We start from the raw sequence: 20,116 nt of genomic DNA on the forward strand, positions 1-20,116 counted from the left end.
GTGCGCAGAATCCTGGCGTTTTTGCTGATCGCAATCGCCCTGCCCGTCGTGGCGGTGGCTGGCGAACCCTATAACCGCGTCGTCGCGGTGGTGGACGATCAAATCATCACGTATTTCGAAATCGAGACCATCGCCGGGCCGGAGATCGGCCGCATCTTCGATGCGCATCCGGAGTGGTCGACCGACGTGCGCAAGAAGAAAGCCGCCGAGCTCAAGCAGGCGATTTTGCAGCAGCTCATCGAGCGCAAATTGATCGAGAGCGAAGTGACGCGGTTGGGAATTGAAGTTACCGACGGCGAAATCGACGCCTACATCGAAAAGGTTCGGAAATCCAACGACTACACCGACGACATGCTCAAGAACATGCTGCGCCAGCAAGGGCTGACGATGCAGGATTTCCGCGATCGCATCAAATTGGAGATCCTGCGCGAGCGCTACGTGTCCTTCCGCATGCGCGATAAGGTGCGAGTGCGCGACGAAGATGTCCGGGCGTATTACGAACTCCACCGCGACGAATTCATGGCCGAACCCGTGGTGCGGATCGCCGAGATTCGCTTCAACATCGCGCCCGACGCCGAACAAACCGAACTGGAAAACGCCTTCGCCACCGCGAACAAGGTGTACGAGAAAATATTGGCCGGCGCGCCCTTCGAGGAAATGGCCAAGCAGCACAGCCAGGGCCCGACGGCGGCCGACGGCGGCGTGCTTGGTGAATTCAAGATCGACACCGAACTCAAACCGGTGTATCGCAAGGCCGTAAAGCCCCTGGCGGACGGCGGCCTCTCGACGATCTACCGCGACAAGAACGGTTTCTTCATTCTCAAATTGTTGGGCAAGCGCGAAACCGGCGCCGTTCCATTTGAGTCCGTGCAAGACAAAATCGGCATGATCCTGCGCCGGCAGCAGGCCGACACCGAAATGCAGCGGCTCGGCGCGGAATTGCGTAAAAAATCGTACGTCGATATCCGCGTCAATTACGCCGAAGAATAAACCGGCGTCCGCTGAAGCGGAGCAAGTCATGAACCACTTCCATCACGCGCATTTGTTTGCCGCCGATATCGAGGTGAGCCTCGCCTTCTATTGCGGCGTGCTGGGCGGGAAAGTCGTACTCGATGTGGACATGGCCGGCGCGCGCAACGTGTTCGTGACACTCGGCCGCGGTCGCCTGCACTTCTACGACCAGCCCCCGCACGACGCCGGCCGCGGCGCCGTGCACCACCTCGGCATTCAGGTCGACGACCTCGAGGCGCTCGTGGAGAAAATGAAAGCGGCGGGGGTCTCGTTCCGCAAGCCGATCGCCGACTTCGGTTTGTGGAAGTACATCATGGCCCCGGCCCCCGACGGCGTTTTGCTCGAACTGTTCGAAGTCGACGTCGAACAAGTACCCGACGAGTTGCGCGAATATTTCTTCTAGGCCGCTTCGTTGAATCGGGTAGCCGCCCCGACTATGATGGATTTTCACCTTGGTTTGCGCGAGCTGATTGTCCGTCGTGGGGGCGAATCCATGCGTTTCAAGACCGTCACACTTTTCCTGGTCACCGTCCTTCTTCTCATCGGCGCCGTGATCGCCTGCGACAACGACGATGACGACTCGTCACCCGGCAACGACGACGATGACGACGACAACAACGATGACGACAACGACGACGACGACAATGACGACGATGACAACGACGACGATGACAACGACGACAACGACACCCCCGGCCCGTACTACGAGGATTTCCTGACCTTCTGGCAAATTATGGACGAGGGCTACGCGTACTTCATCGAGAAGGAAGTCGATTGGGACGCCGTGCGGGCCGTCTACGAACCTTTCGCCTTTCCTGAAGACGACCGGCGCGAATTCGAATTGTTGATCGCCGAAATGACCGCCCTGCTGCACGACAGCCATACCTGGGCGTACCACGCGTCAACCGGCGAACAGCCGACCGGCGTTTGCCTCGAGCGCCTCGGCGATGACATCTACGTGTCGCGGGCGCCGGAGTACGCCGCGGGTCTGCAACTCGGCGACCGCGTGCTGACTCTCGACGGGGCCGACCCGGACGACCTACTGCTCGAGGCCGTGCGCTATCAAGGCTGCTCGTCGGCCCAGTGCTGCGACTACTATCGGCTGGCGCACGTGGACGCGTATGCCGCCGGAACCGATGAGGTCGTCTACGAAGTCGAACGCGACGGCGACGTGCTGGAACTGGCCGTGCCGCGCCTGGGCAGCAGTACCTCGGTGTGCTCCGCGCAGCCGCTCGTCGATTTTCTGGAAGACGCGGCGGGATACGTGCTGCGATACAAACCCATCGACACGGACCTGGGGTACATTCGCTTGCAGACGCTCAGCGACGGTTACCAGCAAAGCATTCTCGAGGACCTGGACGCGGCGATGGCCGCCTTCGCCGACCGCGACGGTATCGTGTTCGACGCCCGCTACAACACCGGCGGCTAGGACTTGGTGGCGATGGCGGTGCTGGCCCGGTTCCTGGATCGCATCGTGTTCCCGGTGTCGGTGCGGTACAAAAACGGCCCGGCGCACGACGACTTCACGCTCTGGATTCCCGAACCCGTGCTGCCCGGCGCGTCACCCTCGGCGCAACCCGTCGTGTTTCTCATCAACGGCGGTTGCGTCAGTGCGGCGGATTTCTTCGCTGCTGCGGCGTCCTATGTGCCGACCTTCACGCTGCTGGGAACCACCTCGTGCGGCGGCACCGGCGCACCGCGTTACGAAGTGCTGCCGGATTCCGGCATCTCGTTCTACTATTCGCAAATGCAGCGCAAGTACCTCGCCACGGGCAAGCAGATAGAAGGTTTCGGCGTGGCGCCGGATATCGAGGTGGTCCAGGATGCCGACGACCTGGCCGCCGGCATCGACACCCAAATTCAGGCTGCGATTGCCTTACTTCGTTCGCTTCAAGACGCCCGCTAACCGCGATTAAACGGACGTATTTCCGACCAAAAGTCCGCTTTTTGGGGGATTGCCGCCACCCCGTCCAAAATGGTAGCTTTTGCCCACTTGGGCATATGCAATTCTTAACAAAGTTAAATTCGGTTGGTTGTGACCGTGAAAGGACTTCACGCATGAACCAAGGTTCCACTGATTGGCTCGACACCGCCACGTACCATGTGAAAATGTTCGTGGCGAAAACAGCCCTTCTAGCGATGGGCGCCGCGTTCGAAATCGTCTCCAAGCTCGATCCGGAAGTACAGCGAGAGGTCGCCGATTGGGCCGACGGAGAGGTCTTTTCGATGGGCATCCTGCCGCACGGCCCCTACATTTCACTGGTCAAAGAAGGAAGCGGCGTGCGGTATTTGGGTACCGGCATGAAAGACCCGAACGTCGCCATTTTATTCAAGAATCTCGACGCGGCGCTGCTCGTGTTCACGGGCCAGATCGGCACGCACACCGCGGCGGCGGAAAAGCGTTTCATCGTCATCGGCGATCTGGCCGAAACGATGAAAATCTCGCGCACGATGGGTCTGGTGCAGGCCTATCTGTTCCCGGGATTCATTGTCAAGAAGACGTTCAAACGGGTGCCGCAATTCACTCGTGAGAATTATTTGATCAAAGCGAAGGTTTACGCCAAGCTGGTGCCCGTGTTGGCCGCGAAGCTCGGCAAAAAAGCGGCGTAACACCGCTTCGTGAAAAAGGAGAGCGAACCGTGATTCCGAACTACTACGAGTTTCATTGCCCGGTGAAAATCCTCAGCGGGCACCAGGCGTTGCAGAATCTTCCCTACGAAATGGGCCTGCTGGGCGTGAAAAAAGCCCTGCTGATCACCGACAAGGGCGTCGTAGGAGCCGGGCTCCTGAAAAAAGTGCGCGCGGCCATCGAAGGTTCGCAAGTGAAAATCGGGGCCGTGTTCGACGAAACCCCGATCGACTCGGACCACCACGTCGTCAATAAAGTCGCCGGTATTTACCGCGACAAGGGCTGCGACTGCATCATCGCCCTGGGCGGCGGCAGCGCCATCGACACGGCCAAGGGCGTCAACATCGTGATCAGCACCGATACCGACGACCTCATGAAATTCCAGGGCATGGATCGCATTGAAGCCCAAATGCGCCCCTTCATCGTGATTCCCACCACCGCGGGCACCGGCTCGGAAGTGACCCAGGCGGCGGTTATCAAAGATACGGACATCAATATCAAGCGCGCCTTCATTTCCGATAAGCTGTACCCTCACCTGGCGCTGCTCGATCCGGAAATGACCCTCACGATGCCCGCGCGCATCACCGCCGCCACCGGCATGGACGCGCTGACGCATTCGGTTGAAGCCTTTGCCGACTTACAGAAAAACCCCATGTCCGACGCCTTCGCCACGGCCTCGGTCCAACTCGTTTTTCAGTACCTGACCACGGCCATCACCAAACCGGACGACAAAAGCGCTCGCCTCGCCATGGCCAACGCGGCCTTGATGGGCGGCATTTCGTTCTCCAATGCCATGGTCGGCATCGTGCACTCCATCGCCCACGCTACCGGAGCGGTGGCCCACGTTCCGCACGGCGTGGCCAATTCCATTCTTCTGCCGTGGGGCATGGAGTACAACTTGGCCAAGTCGGCGGGAAATTACGCCGAGTTGCTGCACTATATGGGAGTGAAAGACGCTCCGACACGCAAGCGCGACCGCGCCAAAGCCGCCGTGCAAGCCGTGCGCGACTTGCAGGCCAAGTTGCACAAGCTTTGCGGCCTGCCCACGACCCTGAGCGACGCGGGCGTCACCCAAGAGCAGTTGCCGCAAATCGCCCACGTGGCGGTCAACGACGGCTCGCTGATTCACAACCCCGTCGAGGCCGATGAAAAAGACCTGTTGAAGGTTCTGAAAAAAGCATTCTAGGCAAACCAAATGGCCGGCCCGGCGACCCAACGTGCCGGTTCAAAGCGGAAATTGGGGAGAAGGTGAGATCGTCGGTGCCGACATCGTCGAGGCCTGCAGCGGCCGCGTCGTTTGCGTGACTGTCGTGCCCGGCCGCTCCACGACCAACCTGGTCAACAAAATGCGGGAAGGTTAAATGAAAAATCTACGGTTGTTATTGCTTGCCCTACTCGCCCTCGTTTTGGCGTTTTCGTTTCTGGCCTGCGCGACCGACGACGATTCGGGCGATGATGACGACGACAACGATGATTCCATCGACGACGACGACGACGATGACGATGACGATGACGACAACAATGACGATAACGACGACGATGACAACGACGATGCGGTCTTCCCGGAGTTGGACCCGACCCGATGCGAGCTTGACGAACCGCCCGATTTTGCCGGCTTCGAACCCACCTATGAGCTTTTTTCCAGTGGGCAACCGGTACAAGACAAAAACTTCTACCTGCTGACCGTGTTTCAGGCCGCGCCGGAGATCGCCACCGCTCTGGCCGACGACCCCGCCATTGCCGCGATCTCGACCGAACGCGACGGTGAGTTGCGCGCGGCGGCGGCAGCCTGCGGGCCGGACTCCAACTGTTACGCCGATGCCGTGCTTTGGTCGACGCCGGCGACCGAGGCGATGGCCGACGAGCTGGTTCGACTTTTCACGACGCCAAGCAGGGACGACATCCTGGTCGACGCACACCTGCGGCCCTCGGGCATGTTCCAATACTACGCCGCCGAGACCGACGCCCAATTGATGGCCTCGGCGTGGCTGGACGCGACGCAATGGCTGAACGCTGTTTTCAATTCGTATGCCCGCAGTTTGGACCCGGCCGTCTTGGACGACTTGGTCAACGATCTGTGCGACGAGCACCCGGATCCTTTCTCGTTTTTCGAACCGCTGCTGGAAATCGGGATCGGCGCGATGTTGGAACTCGATCGCGACGAGGCGGGTCGCTACGAACCACTTATCGAGGGCGAAAACCAGGCCGCCGCCGAGCGGATACCGTCGATCGTCTGGGAGGCCTATCGCTTCCCGGTGATGCTGGTGCCGGGGCAAGGGCCCGAAATAGGCGACGTGCCGTTTTCACCCATCGGGCGCTGGCGGTGCGACAAGGCGGTCGAACGTTACTTGGCGGGTTTGACGCCCTTGATCCTTTTTTCAGGCGGCCACGTGCATCCCGACCAGACGCCCTATTCCGAAGCCGTGCAGATGAAGGCGTATGTCATGGAGACCTATGGCGTGCCCGAGGATGCGATCCTGATCGACCCCCATGCGCGGCACACGACCACCAATCTGCGCAACCTGGCCCGGACGATTCTTCGCTATGGCATTCCCGCCGATCGACCGGCGTTGATTACCACCGACTTCGCTCAAGCGATTTACATCACGTTCATGTTGAATGACCGCTGCCTGGACGAGTTGGGCTACCTGCCCTACCGCATCGTCCGGCGACTGTCACCAACGGATTCCTGCTACCTGCCGAATCCGACGTCGTTGTACGCCGACGCAAGCGACCCGCTGGACCCCTGACGACGCCGCGGCCAACACTGCGACCCTCGACGAATGGGGCTCCTATTAAAGATCCAGACCGGCCGTTGTTGTATCCTTTCGTCGGTTCTATTCCAGATTGCCCGCCAGGTATGCGTCGTAAGCGCTCATGTCGAAATTTCCATGACCCGACAAATTGAACAGAATGACCCGCGGTTCGCCGGCTTCTTTCGCCTGTTTCGCCTCCTCCACGGCCGCGTGAATCGCGTGCGCCGCTTCCGGCGCTGGAATGATCCCCTGGGTGCGGGCGAAAAGCAGCGCGGACGCGAAAACGTCCCGCTGTTCGAAAGCGACCGCTTCGATCAATCCCAGGTGCAGCAAGTGCGAGACCAAGGGTGCCGAGCCGTGGTACCGCAGGCCGCCGGCGTGAATGGACGGCGGCACGAACTCGTGGCCGAGCGTGTACATTTTGGTCAGCGGCGTAAGCATGGCGGTGTCCCCGAAGTCGTAACGAAACTCGCCTTCGGTGAGCGTCGGGCAGGACGTCGGCTCCGCGGCCACGGCGCGCACCGGCCGCCCGGCGAACTTGTCGCGCAGGAAAGGGAAGCTTAAGCCGGCGAAGTTCGAGCCGCCGCCGTGGCAGCCGATCACCACGTCCGGATACTCTCCGGCCATTTCCATCTGCAGTTTCGCCTCCAACCCGATGACCGTTTGGTGAAGCAGCACGTGGTTGAGCACCGAACCCAGCGAGTAGCGTGCCTGGGGATCGGCGAGCGCTTCCTCCACGGCTTCGGAAATCGCGATGCCCAGGCTGCCGGGTGAATCGGCGTGGGCGGCGAGAATGGCCCGGCCCGACGCCGTGCGATTGCTGGGGCTGGCGTAAATCGACGCGCCGTAGGTTTGAATCATCGAGCGCCGGTAGGGCTTTTGCTGATAGCTGACGTTCACCATGTACACCTCGACCTCCAGGCCGAAGAGATTTGCCGCCTGCGACAGCGCCGAGCCCCATTGCCCCGCACCCGTCTCGGTGACCAGCCGCTTCACGCCCGCCTGCGCGTTGTAGTAAGCCTGGGCGATGGCCGTATTGGTCTTGTGACTGCCGGCGGGGCTCACGCCTTCGTACTTGAAATAGATGTGCGCCGGCGTCCCCAGCGCTTCCTCCAAGCGGGCGGCGCGGAAAAGAGGCGAAGGGCGGTAGAGCGCATAGGCTTCGCGGACCGCTTCGGGGATCGGTATCTCGCGGCGCACCTCGGCCTCTTGTTCGATCAAGCCCATGGGGAAAAGCGGTTCCAGGTCACTCGGATTCAGCGGCTGCCGCGTGCCGGGATGCAGGGGCGGCGCCGGCGGTTCGGGCAGGTCGGGAACGATGTTGTAGTAATGGGTCGGCAGTTGATCCTCGTGAAGCAAGTATTTGATCGGACGCATGTCATTCTCCTTGGCGGCGGGCAGATATAAAAAAACCCACCGCCGGACGCGGTGGGTTGGTGTTTTCGTTTTTAAAACGCTTGGATCACAAACCGCCGCGCCAGCCATAGCTCCGCCACCACCACCACTTGCAGGTGATTTCAGCGGGATTGGCGCGGTAATCGTGTTCACACTTCATAGAACCAGAATACCGGCTTTTTTCCCGTTGGCAAGCGCCGTACAAGGATTGACAGACGGGCCACGCGTCTTATCGGTTATAGCGAACCACGACGGAGCAAAGCATGAGCGACAAATGGTTGATTTACGGCGCCAACGGCTACACTGCCGGCTTGGTGATTGACGTGGCGACGCGCCGCGGACTGCGACCGATACTCGCCGGGCGCCGGGCCGAAGCGATCCTTCCCCTGGCCGAAAAACACGGCCTGGAACACCGCATCTTCAGTCTGGACGATCCCGCGAAAACCCACGACGCGCTGATCGACGTGGCCGCCGTCGCGCACCTGGCGGGGCCCTACGTGCACACCTCGCAAGCCATGGTCGACGCCTGCCTGGCGACCGGCACCAACTACCTGGACATCACCGGCGAGTTCGTCGTGTTCGAGTCGATCTTCCGGCTCGACGAAGAAGCCAGGCAAAACAACGTGTCGCTCATCCCCGGCGTCGGCTTCGATGTCGTGTCCACCGATTGCCTGGCCAAGATGCTCGCCGACGCCCTGCCCGACGCGGTCGAACTCGAGCTGGCGTTCACGGCCTTCGGCGGCAAGGGAACGTCGATCAGCCGCGGCACGCTCAAGACGATGATCGAATTCATGACCGCCGGCAGTGTCGTGCGGCGCGACGGCAAGCTCGAACCGGTGCCCGCCGCTTGGCGTACGCCGCGCATCGCGTTTCCCAGCGGCGGCCGCGCCACGGTGACGATCCCGTGGGGCGATATTTCCACCGCTTACCGAAGCACGGGCATTCCGAATATCGCCGTGTACACGACCGCCCCGGCGCGCGCGTATCGCGTCGTCGAATTCTTGGCGCCGGTCTTCAAGCCGCGTTTCGTGCGACGCGCTCTGCAACACCTCGTGCAGGCGACGGTCGTGGGTCCGGACGCCGAAGCCCGCGCCGCCACGCACAGTGAGGTGTGGGGTCGCGTCACCAACGCCGCGGGGAAGTCCGTGACAGCGACCTATCGTGGGCCCGAAGCGTATTCGCTGACGGCCGATGCCGTGGTGCGGGCGGTTCAACACGTGCTGGCCGGTAACGCACCGGCTGGCGCGCTGACGCCGTCGCTGGCGTTCGGCAAGGATTTTCTGCTGGAATTGGATGGCGTGTCGGCACCCGAGTTCACGCCCGCGGTGTAGATTTCAACCGATGCGCTCGAACGCGCCGGGCACTTGATAACGGCGGGCCATCTCGACGTAGAGTTGCTTCCCGTAGCCCCAAAGCGCCCGGTGTTTTTCGGTCACCTCGCCGATCACCTGCGCGGGCACGCCGACGGCGCGGACCTGCGGGGGAATCTGCTGGCTGTTTCGCACCAGCGCCATTTCGCCGATGATCGCCCACTCGCCGACCACTGAATAATCGCTCACCGTGGCGCGCATGCCGATGGTGACGTCGTCGTGAATCGTCGCGTTGTGGATCATGGCGCCGTGCCCCACGGTGACGCGCTTGCCGAACACCGCCTTGTCGTCGGGCCGGGCGTGTACGATCACGCCTTCCTCGATGGCGGTACCGTCGCCGATGATGATCGTGCCGTAATCGCCGCGCAGAATCGCCCCGTGGCCGATGTAGACGTTTTTGCCGATGCGCACGTCGCCGATCACCAAGGCCGATTCGGCGACAAAAGCGCTCTCGTCCACTTGCGGAACGCGATCCTCAAATCGATAGATGCCCATTACTCCCCCGTTTCTCTTTCGTGTTCCGAATGTAAAGCGCGCGCTACCTGAAGCGCCGCCAGTTCGTGTCCCGCCGCCGACCAATGACCGTCCGGTAAAAACAAATGGCCGGCATTCAACGCCGCAAAGGACGGCCCGAGGTCGACGCACGCCACGCCGTGATCGGCACACCATTGCGTTATCCGCTTAGCCGGTCGGGCCGTGTCCCAGGCGTGTTTCTGCATCTCCGGATAGCGCGCGAGCAATTCTAAAAACGCCGCCGCATCGACGCGCCACCGCTCACCCACCACGGCGATGACAAGCTGCGCCCCGCCCGCCTCCACGCGCTCGCGTATGCGATCCAACAAGGCGTAGGTCACGTGCCACGCCTCCTGCCAGGGCGGAGTTTCGTTGGTCGCGTACACCCAAAAGTCGAGCGGCACTCCCTCGCCGGCGTCGATCAGTTCCTGCTTCTGCCGGGCGAATCCCAGCCGACGCCTGATCTCTCCGACGACGCGCAGGGAACCGCCATCTTCGCGCGGCGCAGCCACCCCAGGCTTCAACACTAAACGACCATCGACCAAGTGATAAAACAGTTTGTCCTTTTTCGGCTCCAGCTCAAAGGAATTATTCATCACGTCGTTGGCGGGCAGGAACACCAGGACGACCACCTCCGGCCGCCATCGCGACAGGTAGTGCTCGATCGCCTGCAACTCGGCCGCTTGCCCGGCCCCCGGCTGCCCGACGGCGAGAACCGTCGCGGGCTCTTGCGCATCCAGGTAATGTTCGACGCGCGGGCCGATGCGCTGCAGCGGCGAGACACCGACGCCTTCGACGAAAGAATCGCCGACCAGCAACACGCGGCGCGTTCCCGCCGCAACATCCGGGTTGAGACGTTCGAAATCGGGGCGGCTCGGCTCCGGTTGCGGCGCGGTGATGCGTAGGGCGATTTCCCAACCGCCCAAGATAAACACCGACACCAACACCAGTGCGCCGACGCCGACTAAGACTTTTTTCGCTGACGATGACATCGGCCTATTCTGAATCATCCGCCCGCCTTTCGCCAAGGGCGGGGAATTGCCCGCCGCGCGGCGACGCTATATGATCGTCTCATGCGTTCCTGGTGTTGGATTCTTTTGATGTTCGCGATCGTCGTCGGCTGCTCGTGCGGCCCCCCGGCTGTCGCGAAAGATGTAACCCGAGACGGCATTCCCGACCGCCGCAACCTCGCGTGCGCGTCGATGTTAGAAGTCTACGCCGCGCAAAACAACTTCACCGGCGAGAACCTCTTTAGCCAGAATCTAGCCGACGCGCCGCCCGCGTTGAAGTACCAATGCCGTTGGCTCCTCGAAACGCGAAGCAGCGGCGCATATGCGGTGATTTTCACGAAGTCGAAAAATCCGCAGTGGAAAGATCTGGAGAAACACACCGATCCGCAGGATATCATCGACAACTTGGCGTTTTGGCAGAGGACTTTCCTCGCCGACGGTTCCTGGCCCAAGGGCGACACCCAACCCCTGCGCGCCAGGCTGCAATCGCCGGACGCCGACGTTCGCTTGTTTGCCGCCGAAACACTCGGAGCCGTGGGCGACACGGCTACCGCGCCCGCCCTCATCCAACGATTGCGGCAGGATACCGACGCGGCGGTTCGCTTCAAAGCCGCTTGGGCGTTGGGGCGCATGCAGTACACCGCCGCCGCGCCCGCGCTCACTGCCGCGCTCGATGACGCTGATTTCGACGTCGTTCGCCAAGCCGCGGTGTCGTTGGGACACGTGGGCGATCCACAAGCCTTACCCGCTTTGTGGAGGCACCTGCGCGTACCCAGTTCCTTCGTGCAGCATTCGATCATCGCGGCGTTGGAGGAAATGGCGCGGCGAGACCGGAAGCGTCTCGCAGCATCCTACCGCAAGCTGAACGACAAAGAGAAAACCGCGGTAAAGAAGGTTTTAACCCTACGCGGCGGCGCGTCGCTTTTCACGGCAATCGGCGAGCCGATCCCCAAGCCACCACCGCCCGAGGACGCCAAGGCCGAAGCCCGCAAGGAAACCACAACGCGCCGGCTCGTAGAGTTGCTTGGCCATCGGGACCGCGAAGTGACAAAAGAAGCGGTGTCGTCGCTCGCGCTGCACCCGTCGCCGGAGGCCGCCGAAGCGCTGGTCGAGTTGTATCCGAAATGCGATCCGGATACGCGGGCGATGATCATCACGACGCTGGGCATCATCGCTTCGCCGAAAGGCAAGCCCGTGTTGCTCGCCGCGCTGAAGGAAAAGGATACGGAATTCCTGCGTCGCGCTCTCGTGTCGCTGGCGTTGGTCGGTTCGTCGGCTGATGCGCCGACGGTTGCTCCGTTCCTAAAACACGCCGACGCCGCTGTGCGCGAGAAGGCCGTCATCGCCATGGGCACCTTTCAGGCGTCGGATCCCGCGTTGACCGAGGCGACGCACGACCGCGCCGAACGCGTGCAGTACTGGGCGGTGTGGGCGCTGGGACGCAGTGGGGATCCGACGGCTGCGGCGTCAATCAAACCGAAGTTGGAGACGAATTTAGGCTATTGGAAAATCGTGGCCGGCCGAGCCTTGGCGAACGTGAACGGGACCGCCCGGCCCGACCCGAAACAAACGAAAGATTGGCTTTGGTTTCTATGGAGCCTCGGACAAAAAGACACTCTGGTGGCGCGCCACAAAATGTTCCACCTGGGAACGCCCGATACCGACGAAAACACCCGCCTCGGTCAGTGACTCAACCGAACCAGATTCGTGCATTCACCGATGACCGTGACGTCGTCGGCAACGACTCCGCCCTCTTCGAGCAAGCGTCTCACGGTATTGACCGCTTCGGGACGCATGTGCCGGTACGCGCACACATCAACGACCAGAGCCGCGACGCCCGCCGCACGTAAGTCCTGCGCGCCCTGCGCCGCCGTTTGCCGCACGTCGACCTCGACCCCCGCGTTTTCAAGCTTCGCCAAACGAGCCAGCAAACCGTTTCGCGTCACGAAGGGCGGCAGAAAACCGGTAATGCTGTCAACAATCGGGCGGCCATGCCACACCTGATTGGCGAAGCGGTCGCGCCGCAGCAGGTCGGGATTCTCCGGGTCGAAAAAGGGTAATTCGACGACCGCCCCCGCGCTCTGCCGCGCCGCTTGGGTAACTTCCTCGCTGGACGGTGCGCGCGCCAAGTCGTCAGCCCGCCAAAACGGAGCGGCCAGCAAGGCGATCTCAACCAGCGCCGCCAGCACGCACAAGCCGCCCACAAACCCACCTCTGCGCCCGAATTTCTCGACGAGCGCCGCGGCCCCGGCGGCCGCTGCGAGCGCCGCAAACAGCATCGCCGCCTGTCCGAAACGAAACGGCTCCAAGAACCAGCGAAGCGGCGGTACCAGGTAGTATCCGGCCAGATACACGGGGTTGGCGGGCCACGGCAAACCGACCTTCGCCGTCAACAACAGGTACGGCCCGGTGGACAAAACCATCAGCAGCAACGCCGCGATCACCCACCCCATGACCTGCCGCGCGCGGTAGATCACACCGGCCAGGGCGAGGATCGTGATGCCGAAAGTCAGCGTCACGGTCTTGGCAAACAGCGAGCCTTCGGCGATTCGCGCGACGTGCGGACGCCAGTAATCAAGAAGACCGGCGGCGTAGTACGACGAAGCTCCCGGCGCGAAATCGACCCAAGGCGGGGCCGGTCGAATGGCGGCGAAACCCGTGGCGGCGAGCATGGAGTCGGCCGAGCGCAGCGTCCACGCCAACGCGAAAAGGAAGGGCGAGGCCAACAACGCGCCGCCGAGCAACCCAAACGCCACGCGAAGCCAACCCGCGCGGTCGAGCGAGACGCCGGTAGTTTTTTTTCGCCGAAACGGTAACAGCACCAGCCACACGGCCAGCGCGACCGCCGCCAACACCGCGACGTACGCCCCGGAAATCAACGTCAACGCCAGGCTCACCGCCAATCCTACAACGCCGCCGCGCGAGGGGCCGTCGGCCACCCGTTCGAGGTAAAGCAGCGCCCACGGCAGGAAGCCCAGGCCGAGTATCTCCGTCGCGCCCGAAGCCGTCGCGTAACACGTCATGAAGGGTGACAAGCCGAAACCAACGCCCGCGACCAAGCCGCCCACGCGGCTGCCGGTAAGGCGTTCGGCCAGTCGAAACGCGCCAAGAAAGCCGACGGCCAGCAGCAGCCACACGGTGATGTTGTAGGCCGCGTTCAGCCCGAACACGGCTCGCAGCGGCGCGGCGATCGCGGCGACGATCGGCTTGGAAGGGAACAACAGACCGCCGCGGGGAAAGGCGATGCGGTTCGTACGCAGGGGTAGGTGACCATCGGCGAGGCTGTCGGCGACGTAATCAATATCCCAAAGCGCCGTGTAAACGTCGGACTGCCGGTGACCCGCCACGGCGTCCGGCCCGGCGGCCAACGGCGCAACAAACGCGGGCAACGCGATCATCAACGCCAGCAATAGCGGCACGAGCCGCTGCCCGAGGTCCCTTTGCTTCGTCACAGCCTCCCCCTTCGCGGGGTAGTGAAGCACAAAACCGCGCCGGGCAAAAGCAGCCGAACTTTTAGTGACGGGGCGGGTCTGCTAGATTGTTCTCGAACAGCCATGCGGAGTGTACCGTGAACGACAAACTCGGATGGACCCTCGCGGCGGTCTTGTTGGTGATTTGCGCGGCCTTTTCGTTTTTCCTGATTCACCGCGCCGCCGACCAGGCCCGCGTGCCGGTCTTCATGCCGCTGGTCGTCGACCAAGGCGCGCCGCCGCCCGAGGCCGACACCTCTCCCGGTCCCGACGCCCCGCCGCCCAACCTGGAAAACGCCGGCGTCGAGTCGATGACCATTCTGCAACAGGCCGGTCGCCTGGGCCCCACGGTCAGCCTGGAAGACTTCGTGCGCGGGCTGATCTTCCTCGACGAACAGCAAGGTGAGCTGGGCCTGACCAAGGAACAGAAGGCGCGCCTGTTGCCGATCTTGGGTCGCGCCATGGAACGACGCGGCGAGCTGTTGGCGATCGAGGAAAAAATCCGCGAGTTGGAATCCGCCTTGCCCGCGCAAGCCGAGCACGCTGCGGCGGTTCTCACGCCGAAGCAAATCGAAAAGATGGTCGACGGCCGCGACGAAATTTCGATCCGGCATTTCGAAAACACTTACTGGACGTTGGTGATGGCAAAATGGCGTCTCGAATAATCAGCAGCCCCTGGCTCCTGGCGATTGCCCTGGGCCTGGTGGTAATCGCGCAGGTGGTCGTCTTTCTGGCCCTGCCCACGGGAAGCGGCGACGCCGTGCTGGTGCCCATTCGCCCGCCACTCACCCGCCCCGCGCCGGAGGAAGCGCTGTTGATACCCGGCCGCGAACCGCCCCCGCCCCGCCCCGATGAACGAACGGCCGCGCTCGCCGACCAGGCCGCGCACCTACGGGTGGAGTTGGCGCGTGACGCCCAATTACTCGGCGCCGCGGTCAACGTGGATCAACTGCTGTTCATCCTCGGTCAACGCGACCGCTTGGTGCGCGATCAATACGAAGGGCAGATGTACGTCGAATTGCAGGACGCGTTGGCGGAAAGGTCGCAGCCATGACACGCGGCCCACGAATCTTTATCGCGCTGTGCCTCGTATTCCTGGCGGCGCAGGTGTTCGTGTTGCTTCGCCTCAACGCGCGCGACGCACGGCCGCGCTTCGTGGTGATCCCCCATTCGGTCGCCCTGAGCCAACCGACGCCCGCGCCTGTCGACCCGGTCTCCTCGCCCGTCGCCGGGCTCACCGCGGATGACGTCGTGCGCGGATTGATATACCTCGTGAAAAAGGAAACCGAGACGCCCGTGACCAAAGCGCAGGCGGCGCAATTGTTGCCGTTGGTTACGCAGATGCGTCTCGACCGCCACGCGCTGCTCACCGTGCGCCAGCAGAGGCACGAGGCCAACGAGGCATCCATGGAAGATGCGCTGGCCATCGGCTCACTGTTGACCAACCGGCAGTTGAACGCCGTGCTGGAGCGACGCGCGTCGCAACCGCTATCTGCAAAAGATTGGGAACACTTCCGGCACCGGTTGGCGGCCGATTAGCCGGTGATCCACGCCACGAACCGCCACGCGCCAAGCAGAATCAACGCCAGCAACACGAGGTAGATCGCCAACTCGTAGCGGGGTATGGCCTCGGCGGGCGCGTCCGCACTTTCAACTTCCACGGGTTCGAGCTTGCCGCGCAGCGCGGCCCACAGCGTTCCGGCGCCGGGCAGAATCATCGGCACGGCGGCGCGGTAGGCGCGGTAGCTCTCGCCGAAAGCGCGCTCGGTGTAGCGCTCCTGGATGAAGCGGTTGGTCAACAAAGAATACGCCAGCAGCGCCGGCACGAAGCCGAACAAAAACGTGGGCGAACCCACCGCCACGCCCAGCGCGACGACGCCGAGCAGTTTGCCGATCACCGAAGGATGCCGGACCAGCGCGTAGGGCCCGCCGGTCACCAAGCGCTGCGGCCCGCCGAGATGAGACCCCGGCGACCCCTCGCCGAGGATCAACAAATACGCGTAGCTGTACGCGACGACCACTCCGCCCAGCGCCGCCAACGCGGCCGCGATCGCATAGCACCCGAGCGTGCGCGGCAGACTCGGCCAGCCGAAATGATGATCGAGGCGCGTGGCGAAGTAAGCCAACACCAAGGTTGCCGGCGCCAGCACAAACAGGTGGATGGCGAAGTTCTTGTAGATGAGCGGATTGCGCATCGCTTCCCAGAAAGCGCGCAGACTGATTCTCTTCGCCGCCGGCCGCATCACCCTCCCCAACGTGATATTTTCTGCACCTAACCAGAGTCGCCGGAGTTTGGCAAATCTCTCGTTTTGACTTGAGGCCTCCCCGCACCTTATCGTACGCCCATGAAAGCACTGCTCGTTCATCCGCCCAACCGTCATCAGGTGTGGGCCGGCGTGCCGCAGCAAGTCAACTCGCGCGGCTCGCATATGTTTCCGCCGCTGCAGGTGATGCACCTGTCGGCCTACGTGAAAGCGCGCTCGTCACACGCGTGCAATGTCGTGGATTTCCGCCTCGACGAACCCGACGAGACCGGCATGGCTCGTCGTATCGCCGCCGCCGGGCCGGACTTGGTAGGCGTCACCGCCAACAGTCACAACCTGGCTAACGTCGCGGCGGTCGTTCGCGCCGCCCGCCAAGGCGCCCCGCAGGCGAAGATCGTGCTGGGCGGGCCGCACGTCAACGCTTTTCCGGAATCGGCGGCGAGCTTCCCCGGCGTGGACGCGGCGGTGTGCGGGGACGGCGAGAAGCCGCTGGTCGCGTTGCTGGACGCGTTGGCCGACGAAGAGGCGTGGTCGAGCATCCCCGGCGTATGGCGCGTGCGTGACGGCGTGGTCGAGCATAGCGAGGTGGCCGAGCCGATCCACGACCTGGACGACCTGCCCCTGCCCGACCGCGACTGGGCGCCCCGCGGCGTGTACTTCACTCCGGCGATGCGGGAACGGCAGGCGACGACGATCATCGGCAGCCGCGGCTGCCCGTTTCAATGCATCTATTGCTCGGTACCGCATCGCTATCGCGCGCGCAGCGCCGCGCACATCGTGAACGAACTGGAAGAATGCTCCCGGCGCTACGGCATCCGCGAAGTGCATTTCGTGGACGACATTTTCAACATCACCGAGCAACGCGTCATCGACATTGCCGAGGAGATCCTGCGGCGCGACGTGCGCATGAAATGGGGCTTCAAAGGCGGCTGCCGCAACGTGTCGAGCGAAATGCTCGCCGTGGCGCGCCGGGCCGGTTTGGTACGCGCCCACTACGGCGTGGAGACCTACACCGACGAAGGCCTGCGGGCACTGGACAAGAAGCTGACGATCGCCGACGTGCGCCGCACGTTCGCGCTCACCCACGAGGCGGGCGTGCTGACCATCGCCTATATGATCATCGGCTCGCCCCACGAAAAAAAGATGGCGGAGCTTCTGGACGCGCGGCGTTTCATCGCGGAACTCAAACCCGACTACGTGGTGTACTCGCTGTTTTCGCCCTACCCCGAGTCGCCGTCCTTCGCGCTGGGTGTCGAACGCGGTTTGTGGCCCGCCGATGTGTGGGAGCGCTTCATGCGCAATCCCACGCCGGACCACGATCTGCCGACGACATGGACCGAACACTTCACCAAGCACGAACTCGTCGACGCGTTCAAGAAAGTCAACTTCGCTTTCTACGCCCACCCCCGCACACTCGTCCGCACGTTGGGACGCATCCGCTCATGGGTCGAGTTGAAACGCACGGTGGCGGGGGGGATGTCGCTACTGAAAGTTTGGCTGATGCGCGCGGCGGGCGGGCGGCGCATTTAATCGCGGCGCGTCGCTTCCATCTGACCGCGCAGCCGCAACCACGGCTCGTCGTTTTCGATCTCGGGCACGCTTACCTGACGGAAAAACGCGAGCATGCGCGCCAGGGATTCCTCCGCCTCGGGCGGCACGGCGAAATCGATCTCTCCCGTCCGACGACCTGACGCTTCCCACAACGCCGCGACGACCGGCTCGCTCAAACCGCTTCGTTCGACGACCCACCCCAACACTTCTTCGCGGTGCCCGCGGGCATACAACAGCGCGTCGCGCACCGCGGCCAGGTACCGTTCGCGGCCCTGCGGGTGTCGGACGAGCCAGGATTCGGTCAGCACCAACAAGGAGTAAAACGGGCGGGACACCACTTCCGATCGCCCGCCCTCACGGGCCAATGCCGTCAGCCACGGGTCCCAAGTCGCCACGGCGCTCACCTGCCGCTCGGCCAACGCTTGCCGGTGGTCCCGCATCCCGAGGTTGACGAGCGCCACGTCGCGCGGGGCGCTCAGGCCGGCGGCGGCCAGCCAACGCGTAAGGTCGGCATGCGGCGTCGATTCGAAGGGAACGCCGATCTTGCCGCCGCGTAGCTGACCGATCTGTTTGACATCGGGCGTTGCGGCCACGAGCCCGATGCGGCCCAGGCCGCCGGTGCAGCCGACGATCCGCCAGCGGGGTCGCGCGGTGAGGAAAAGCACGGCGGGCAATTCGGTCGTGAACGTACCGTCCAGTTCGGGCGCTGCGTCGGCTTGGTCGCTGCCGCGCTCAAAAACACGAAAGCTTGCGTCGAGCCCGTGCTTCCGGGCGATATCGGTTCGACGCAGCACTTCGCCGATCAACGTATGCAGCGGCGTGATGGCGCTGTAACCCAACCGCAAGGGCAACGCGGTTCGAACATCCCCGGCGACAAACCCGACCTGCCGCAACCGGCCCAGCACGTCCCGCGCGATGAGCGCGTGCCCGACCGCGTTGGGGTGAAAGAGGTGACCGGGAAGGAAATCGACGACGCCGTCGGCCTCCCAGCGCACGTCAACGTCCACGACGACCGCCGCCCCGTCTCGGTCCAACGCCAGCAGTGCTTGCGGGTAGCGCTCGTCATAAAAACGAGGGATGAAATGTTCCATTTCCCTGTTCACCGGCATGCGCACGAACACGAGCGTGAAACGCTTCTCGCGGGCGAATTCGATCATCCGGCGCAGGTTGTCCTCGTATTCGTCGAGCGGCACGCGGTGCTTCATGCGTTTGCCCTCGACCGCGCGGCGGTGCACTTCGCCGGGGTCTTCCCAATCCAAGGCCTGCCCGCGCCACAAACCGACCAGCACCTGCCGCAGGACAATGAACAGCCGGCTGCGGTATAGAAGTCGTTGCATCCCTTGCGCACCGCCGGCGGCTTCGCGCTCGCGGTCGGTGTGGAATTCCAGCGCCGGGTCGTTGTTGTAGGCAATGACGACCAGGTCCGGCTGCAGCCGCTCGGTGTGTTCGCGCAGCAGTTTCAACCCCTGATGCGTCGTGTGCCCCGGGCAGGCGGCGTTGTAGATCGTCACCCGCTTGCCGGGCATGGCGGCGGTCAGCCCGCGTTCCAGCGCCCGCGCCATCGTCTCAGGCTCGGCGACGCCCAATCCGTACGCCGAGGAATCGCCAAGCAACAGGCCGCGCACCTCGTCGGCGGCGCGGTTGGGCGGCGGCTCCGGCGCGCGCCAACCCAGCGAATTGGTGGTGACGTACTCACCGCCGACCGTGTTGTGGAAATCCTTGAGATTCGGAACGAGCCGCCAGTTCAGCACCGGGTCGGGTAGAAACATGGTTTTGACGTTGGCGTTGAGATAGGCGCGCAAGCCCAGTTCCACGCTCGTCAGCGCGAGGCCTACGGCGGCCAGTCCGATCACCGGCATAAGCCAGCGGCGATCGCGCAGGCGGTTACGCAAGAGCGCGAAGCCGCCGAAGACGAACAGCGCCGTCAGATCCAAGAGCGCGGCCAGACACGCGCCGAGCATCCGCACGCCCCCGGCCGTCGAGTAGGGCGAGACCGGGTCGACCAGCGGGCCCTTGTACCAGTCGCCACCCGGATTGTCCGGAACGAGAAAAGGCAGGCCGACCAGCAGCACGTTCACTACGAACAACGCGGCCAGCGGCCGCCATTCGGCGCGGTGATGGGGTTTGTTCGCGGTCATGGTTCGGCG

Annotated in this window: 20 protein-coding genes; 14 read left to right on the forward strand and 6 right to left on the reverse strand. The window is 63.2% G+C overall.

What is annotated here, in order from left to right; all coding sequences use genetic code 11:
• The 8 genes from P9L99_18365 (at position 1) to P9L99_18400 (ending at position 6,390) form a co-directional block, all read left to right on the forward strand.
• Positions 1-990 (forward strand): SurA N-terminal domain-containing protein, encoded by a 990-nt coding sequence (locus tag P9L99_18365; GenBank protein ID MDP8225332.1) that lies wholly within the window; start codon positions 1-3, stop codon positions 988-990.
• 28 nt (positions 991-1,018) lie between these two features.
• On the forward strand, positions 1,019-1,414 hold the full coding sequence (locus P9L99_18370; protein ID MDP8225333.1) for a VOC family protein: 396 nt from the start codon (positions 1,019-1,021) through the stop codon (positions 1,412-1,414).
• 90 nt (positions 1,415-1,504) lie between these two features.
• Positions 1,505-2,440: a hypothetical protein gene (locus tag P9L99_18375; GenBank protein ID MDP8225334.1), complete on the forward strand. Its 936-nt coding sequence runs from the start codon at positions 1,505-1,507 to the stop codon at positions 2,438-2,440.
• Positions 2,441-2,452: 12 nt separating this feature from the next.
• Positions 2,453-2,917 (forward strand): S41 family peptidase, encoded by a 465-nt coding sequence (locus P9L99_18380; GenBank protein ID MDP8225335.1) that lies wholly within the window; start codon positions 2,453-2,455, stop codon positions 2,915-2,917.
• A gap of 152 nt (positions 2,918-3,069) precedes the next feature.
• Positions 3,070-3,621: a hypothetical protein gene (locus P9L99_18385; GenBank protein ID MDP8225336.1), complete on the forward strand. Its 552-nt coding sequence runs from the start codon at positions 3,070-3,072 to the stop codon at positions 3,619-3,621.
• 29 nt (positions 3,622-3,650) lie between these two features.
• The gene (locus tag P9L99_18390) at positions 3,651-4,826 is read left to right on the forward strand and encodes an iron-containing alcohol dehydrogenase (protein MDP8225337.1); all 1,176 of its coding nucleotides are present in this window, start codon (positions 3,651-3,653) and stop codon (positions 4,824-4,826) included.
• A 31-nt stretch (positions 4,827-4,857) separates the two neighbouring features.
• A complete protein-coding gene (locus P9L99_18395; protein MDP8225338.1) occupies positions 4,858-5,001 on the forward strand; it encodes a hypothetical protein in 144 nt (47 codons plus the stop codon).
• Positions 5,002-6,390, forward strand: coding sequence for a YdcF family protein (locus P9L99_18400; protein MDP8225339.1), 1,389 nt, complete (start codon positions 5,002-5,004; stop codon positions 6,388-6,390).
• 87 nt (positions 6,391-6,477) lie between these two features.
• Here P9L99_18400 and P9L99_18405 read toward each other — a convergent pair whose 3' ends face one another.
• Positions 6,478-7,773 carry a TrpB-like pyridoxal phosphate-dependent enzyme gene (locus tag P9L99_18405; protein ID MDP8225340.1) on the reverse strand — a complete coding sequence of 432 codons (1,296 nt, stop codon included), beginning with the start codon at positions 7,771-7,773 and terminating at the stop codon, positions 6,478-6,480.
• Between the two features lie 281 nt (positions 7,774-8,054).
• On the opposite strand from P9L99_18405, the gene P9L99_18410 reads away from it, so the two are divergent.
• On the forward strand, positions 8,055-9,122 hold the full coding sequence (locus P9L99_18410) for a saccharopine dehydrogenase NADP-binding domain-containing protein (GenBank protein ID MDP8225341.1): 1,068 nt from the start codon (positions 8,055-8,057) through the stop codon (positions 9,120-9,122).
• 3 nt (positions 9,123-9,125) lie between these two features.
• On the opposite strand, the gene P9L99_18415 is transcribed toward P9L99_18410, so the two are convergent.
• Together P9L99_18415 and P9L99_18420 are read right to left on the reverse strand one after the other, a co-directional pair.
• Complete coding sequence (locus tag P9L99_18415) at positions 9,126-9,656, reverse strand: gamma carbonic anhydrase family protein (protein ID MDP8225342.1); 531 nt, start codon at positions 9,654-9,656, stop codon at positions 9,126-9,128.
• Positions 9,656-10,666: a GDSL-type esterase/lipase family protein gene (locus tag P9L99_18420; GenBank protein ID MDP8225343.1), complete on the reverse strand. Its 1,011-nt coding sequence runs from the start codon at positions 10,664-10,666 to the stop codon at positions 9,656-9,658. The genes P9L99_18415 and P9L99_18420 overlap by 1 nt, the downstream gene beginning before the upstream one ends.
• A gap of 108 nt (positions 10,667-10,774) precedes the next feature.
• Here P9L99_18420 and P9L99_18425 point away from each other — a divergent pair, with 108 nt between their 5' ends.
• Complete coding sequence (locus tag P9L99_18425; GenBank protein MDP8225344.1) at positions 10,775-12,373, forward strand: HEAT repeat domain-containing protein; 1,599 nt, start codon at positions 10,775-10,777, stop codon at positions 12,371-12,373.
• Here the strand turns inward: P9L99_18425 and P9L99_18430 are convergent.
• Positions 12,367-14,136 (reverse strand): hypothetical protein, encoded by a 1,770-nt coding sequence (locus tag P9L99_18430; protein MDP8225345.1) that lies wholly within the window; start codon positions 14,134-14,136, stop codon positions 12,367-12,369. The genes P9L99_18425 and P9L99_18430 overlap by 7 nt on opposite strands.
• Before the next feature lie 116 nt (positions 14,137-14,252).
• Between P9L99_18430 and P9L99_18435 the strand changes: the two genes are divergently transcribed.
• Genes P9L99_18435 through P9L99_18445 form a run of 3 tightly spaced genes read left to right on the forward strand, consistent with a single transcriptional unit; the run spans position 14,253 to position 15,693 of the window.
• Positions 14,253-14,819: a hypothetical protein gene (locus tag P9L99_18435; GenBank protein MDP8225346.1), complete on the forward strand. Its 567-nt coding sequence runs from the start codon at positions 14,253-14,255 to the stop codon at positions 14,817-14,819.
• A complete protein-coding gene (locus P9L99_18440; GenBank protein MDP8225347.1) occupies positions 14,804-15,208 on the forward strand; it encodes a hypothetical protein in 405 nt (134 codons plus the stop codon). Before P9L99_18435 ends, P9L99_18440 begins: the two co-directional genes overlap by 16 nt.
• Positions 15,205-15,693 (forward strand): hypothetical protein, encoded by a 489-nt coding sequence (locus P9L99_18445; protein ID MDP8225348.1) that lies wholly within the window; start codon positions 15,205-15,207, stop codon positions 15,691-15,693. The genes P9L99_18440 and P9L99_18445 overlap by 4 nt, the downstream gene beginning before the upstream one ends.
• Here the strand turns inward: P9L99_18445 and P9L99_18450 are convergent.
• Positions 15,690-16,397 carry an isoprenylcysteine carboxylmethyltransferase family protein gene (locus tag P9L99_18450; GenBank protein ID MDP8225349.1) on the reverse strand — a complete coding sequence of 236 codons (708 nt, stop codon included), beginning with the start codon at positions 16,395-16,397 and terminating at the stop codon, positions 15,690-15,692. The two genes, P9L99_18445 and P9L99_18450, sit on opposite strands and share 4 nt — an antisense overlap.
• Before the next feature lie 102 nt (positions 16,398-16,499).
• Between P9L99_18450 and P9L99_18455 the strand changes: the two genes are divergently transcribed.
• Positions 16,500-17,948 carry a radical SAM protein gene (locus P9L99_18455; protein ID MDP8225350.1) on the forward strand — a complete coding sequence of 483 codons (1,449 nt, stop codon included), beginning with the start codon at positions 16,500-16,502 and terminating at the stop codon, positions 17,946-17,948.
• Here the strand turns inward: P9L99_18455 and P9L99_18460 are convergent.
• Positions 17,945-20,107 (reverse strand): GDSL-type esterase/lipase family protein, encoded by a 2,163-nt coding sequence (locus P9L99_18460; GenBank protein ID MDP8225351.1) that lies wholly within the window; start codon positions 20,105-20,107, stop codon positions 17,945-17,947. The two genes, P9L99_18455 and P9L99_18460, sit on opposite strands and share 4 nt — an antisense overlap.
• Between the last annotated feature and the right edge of the window lie 9 nt (positions 20,108-20,116).

Source organism: Candidatus Lernaella stagnicola (genome assembly GCA_030765525.1).
Lineage (GTDB): Bacteria > Lernaellota > Lernaellaia > Lernaellales > Lernaellaceae > Lernaella > Lernaella stagnicola.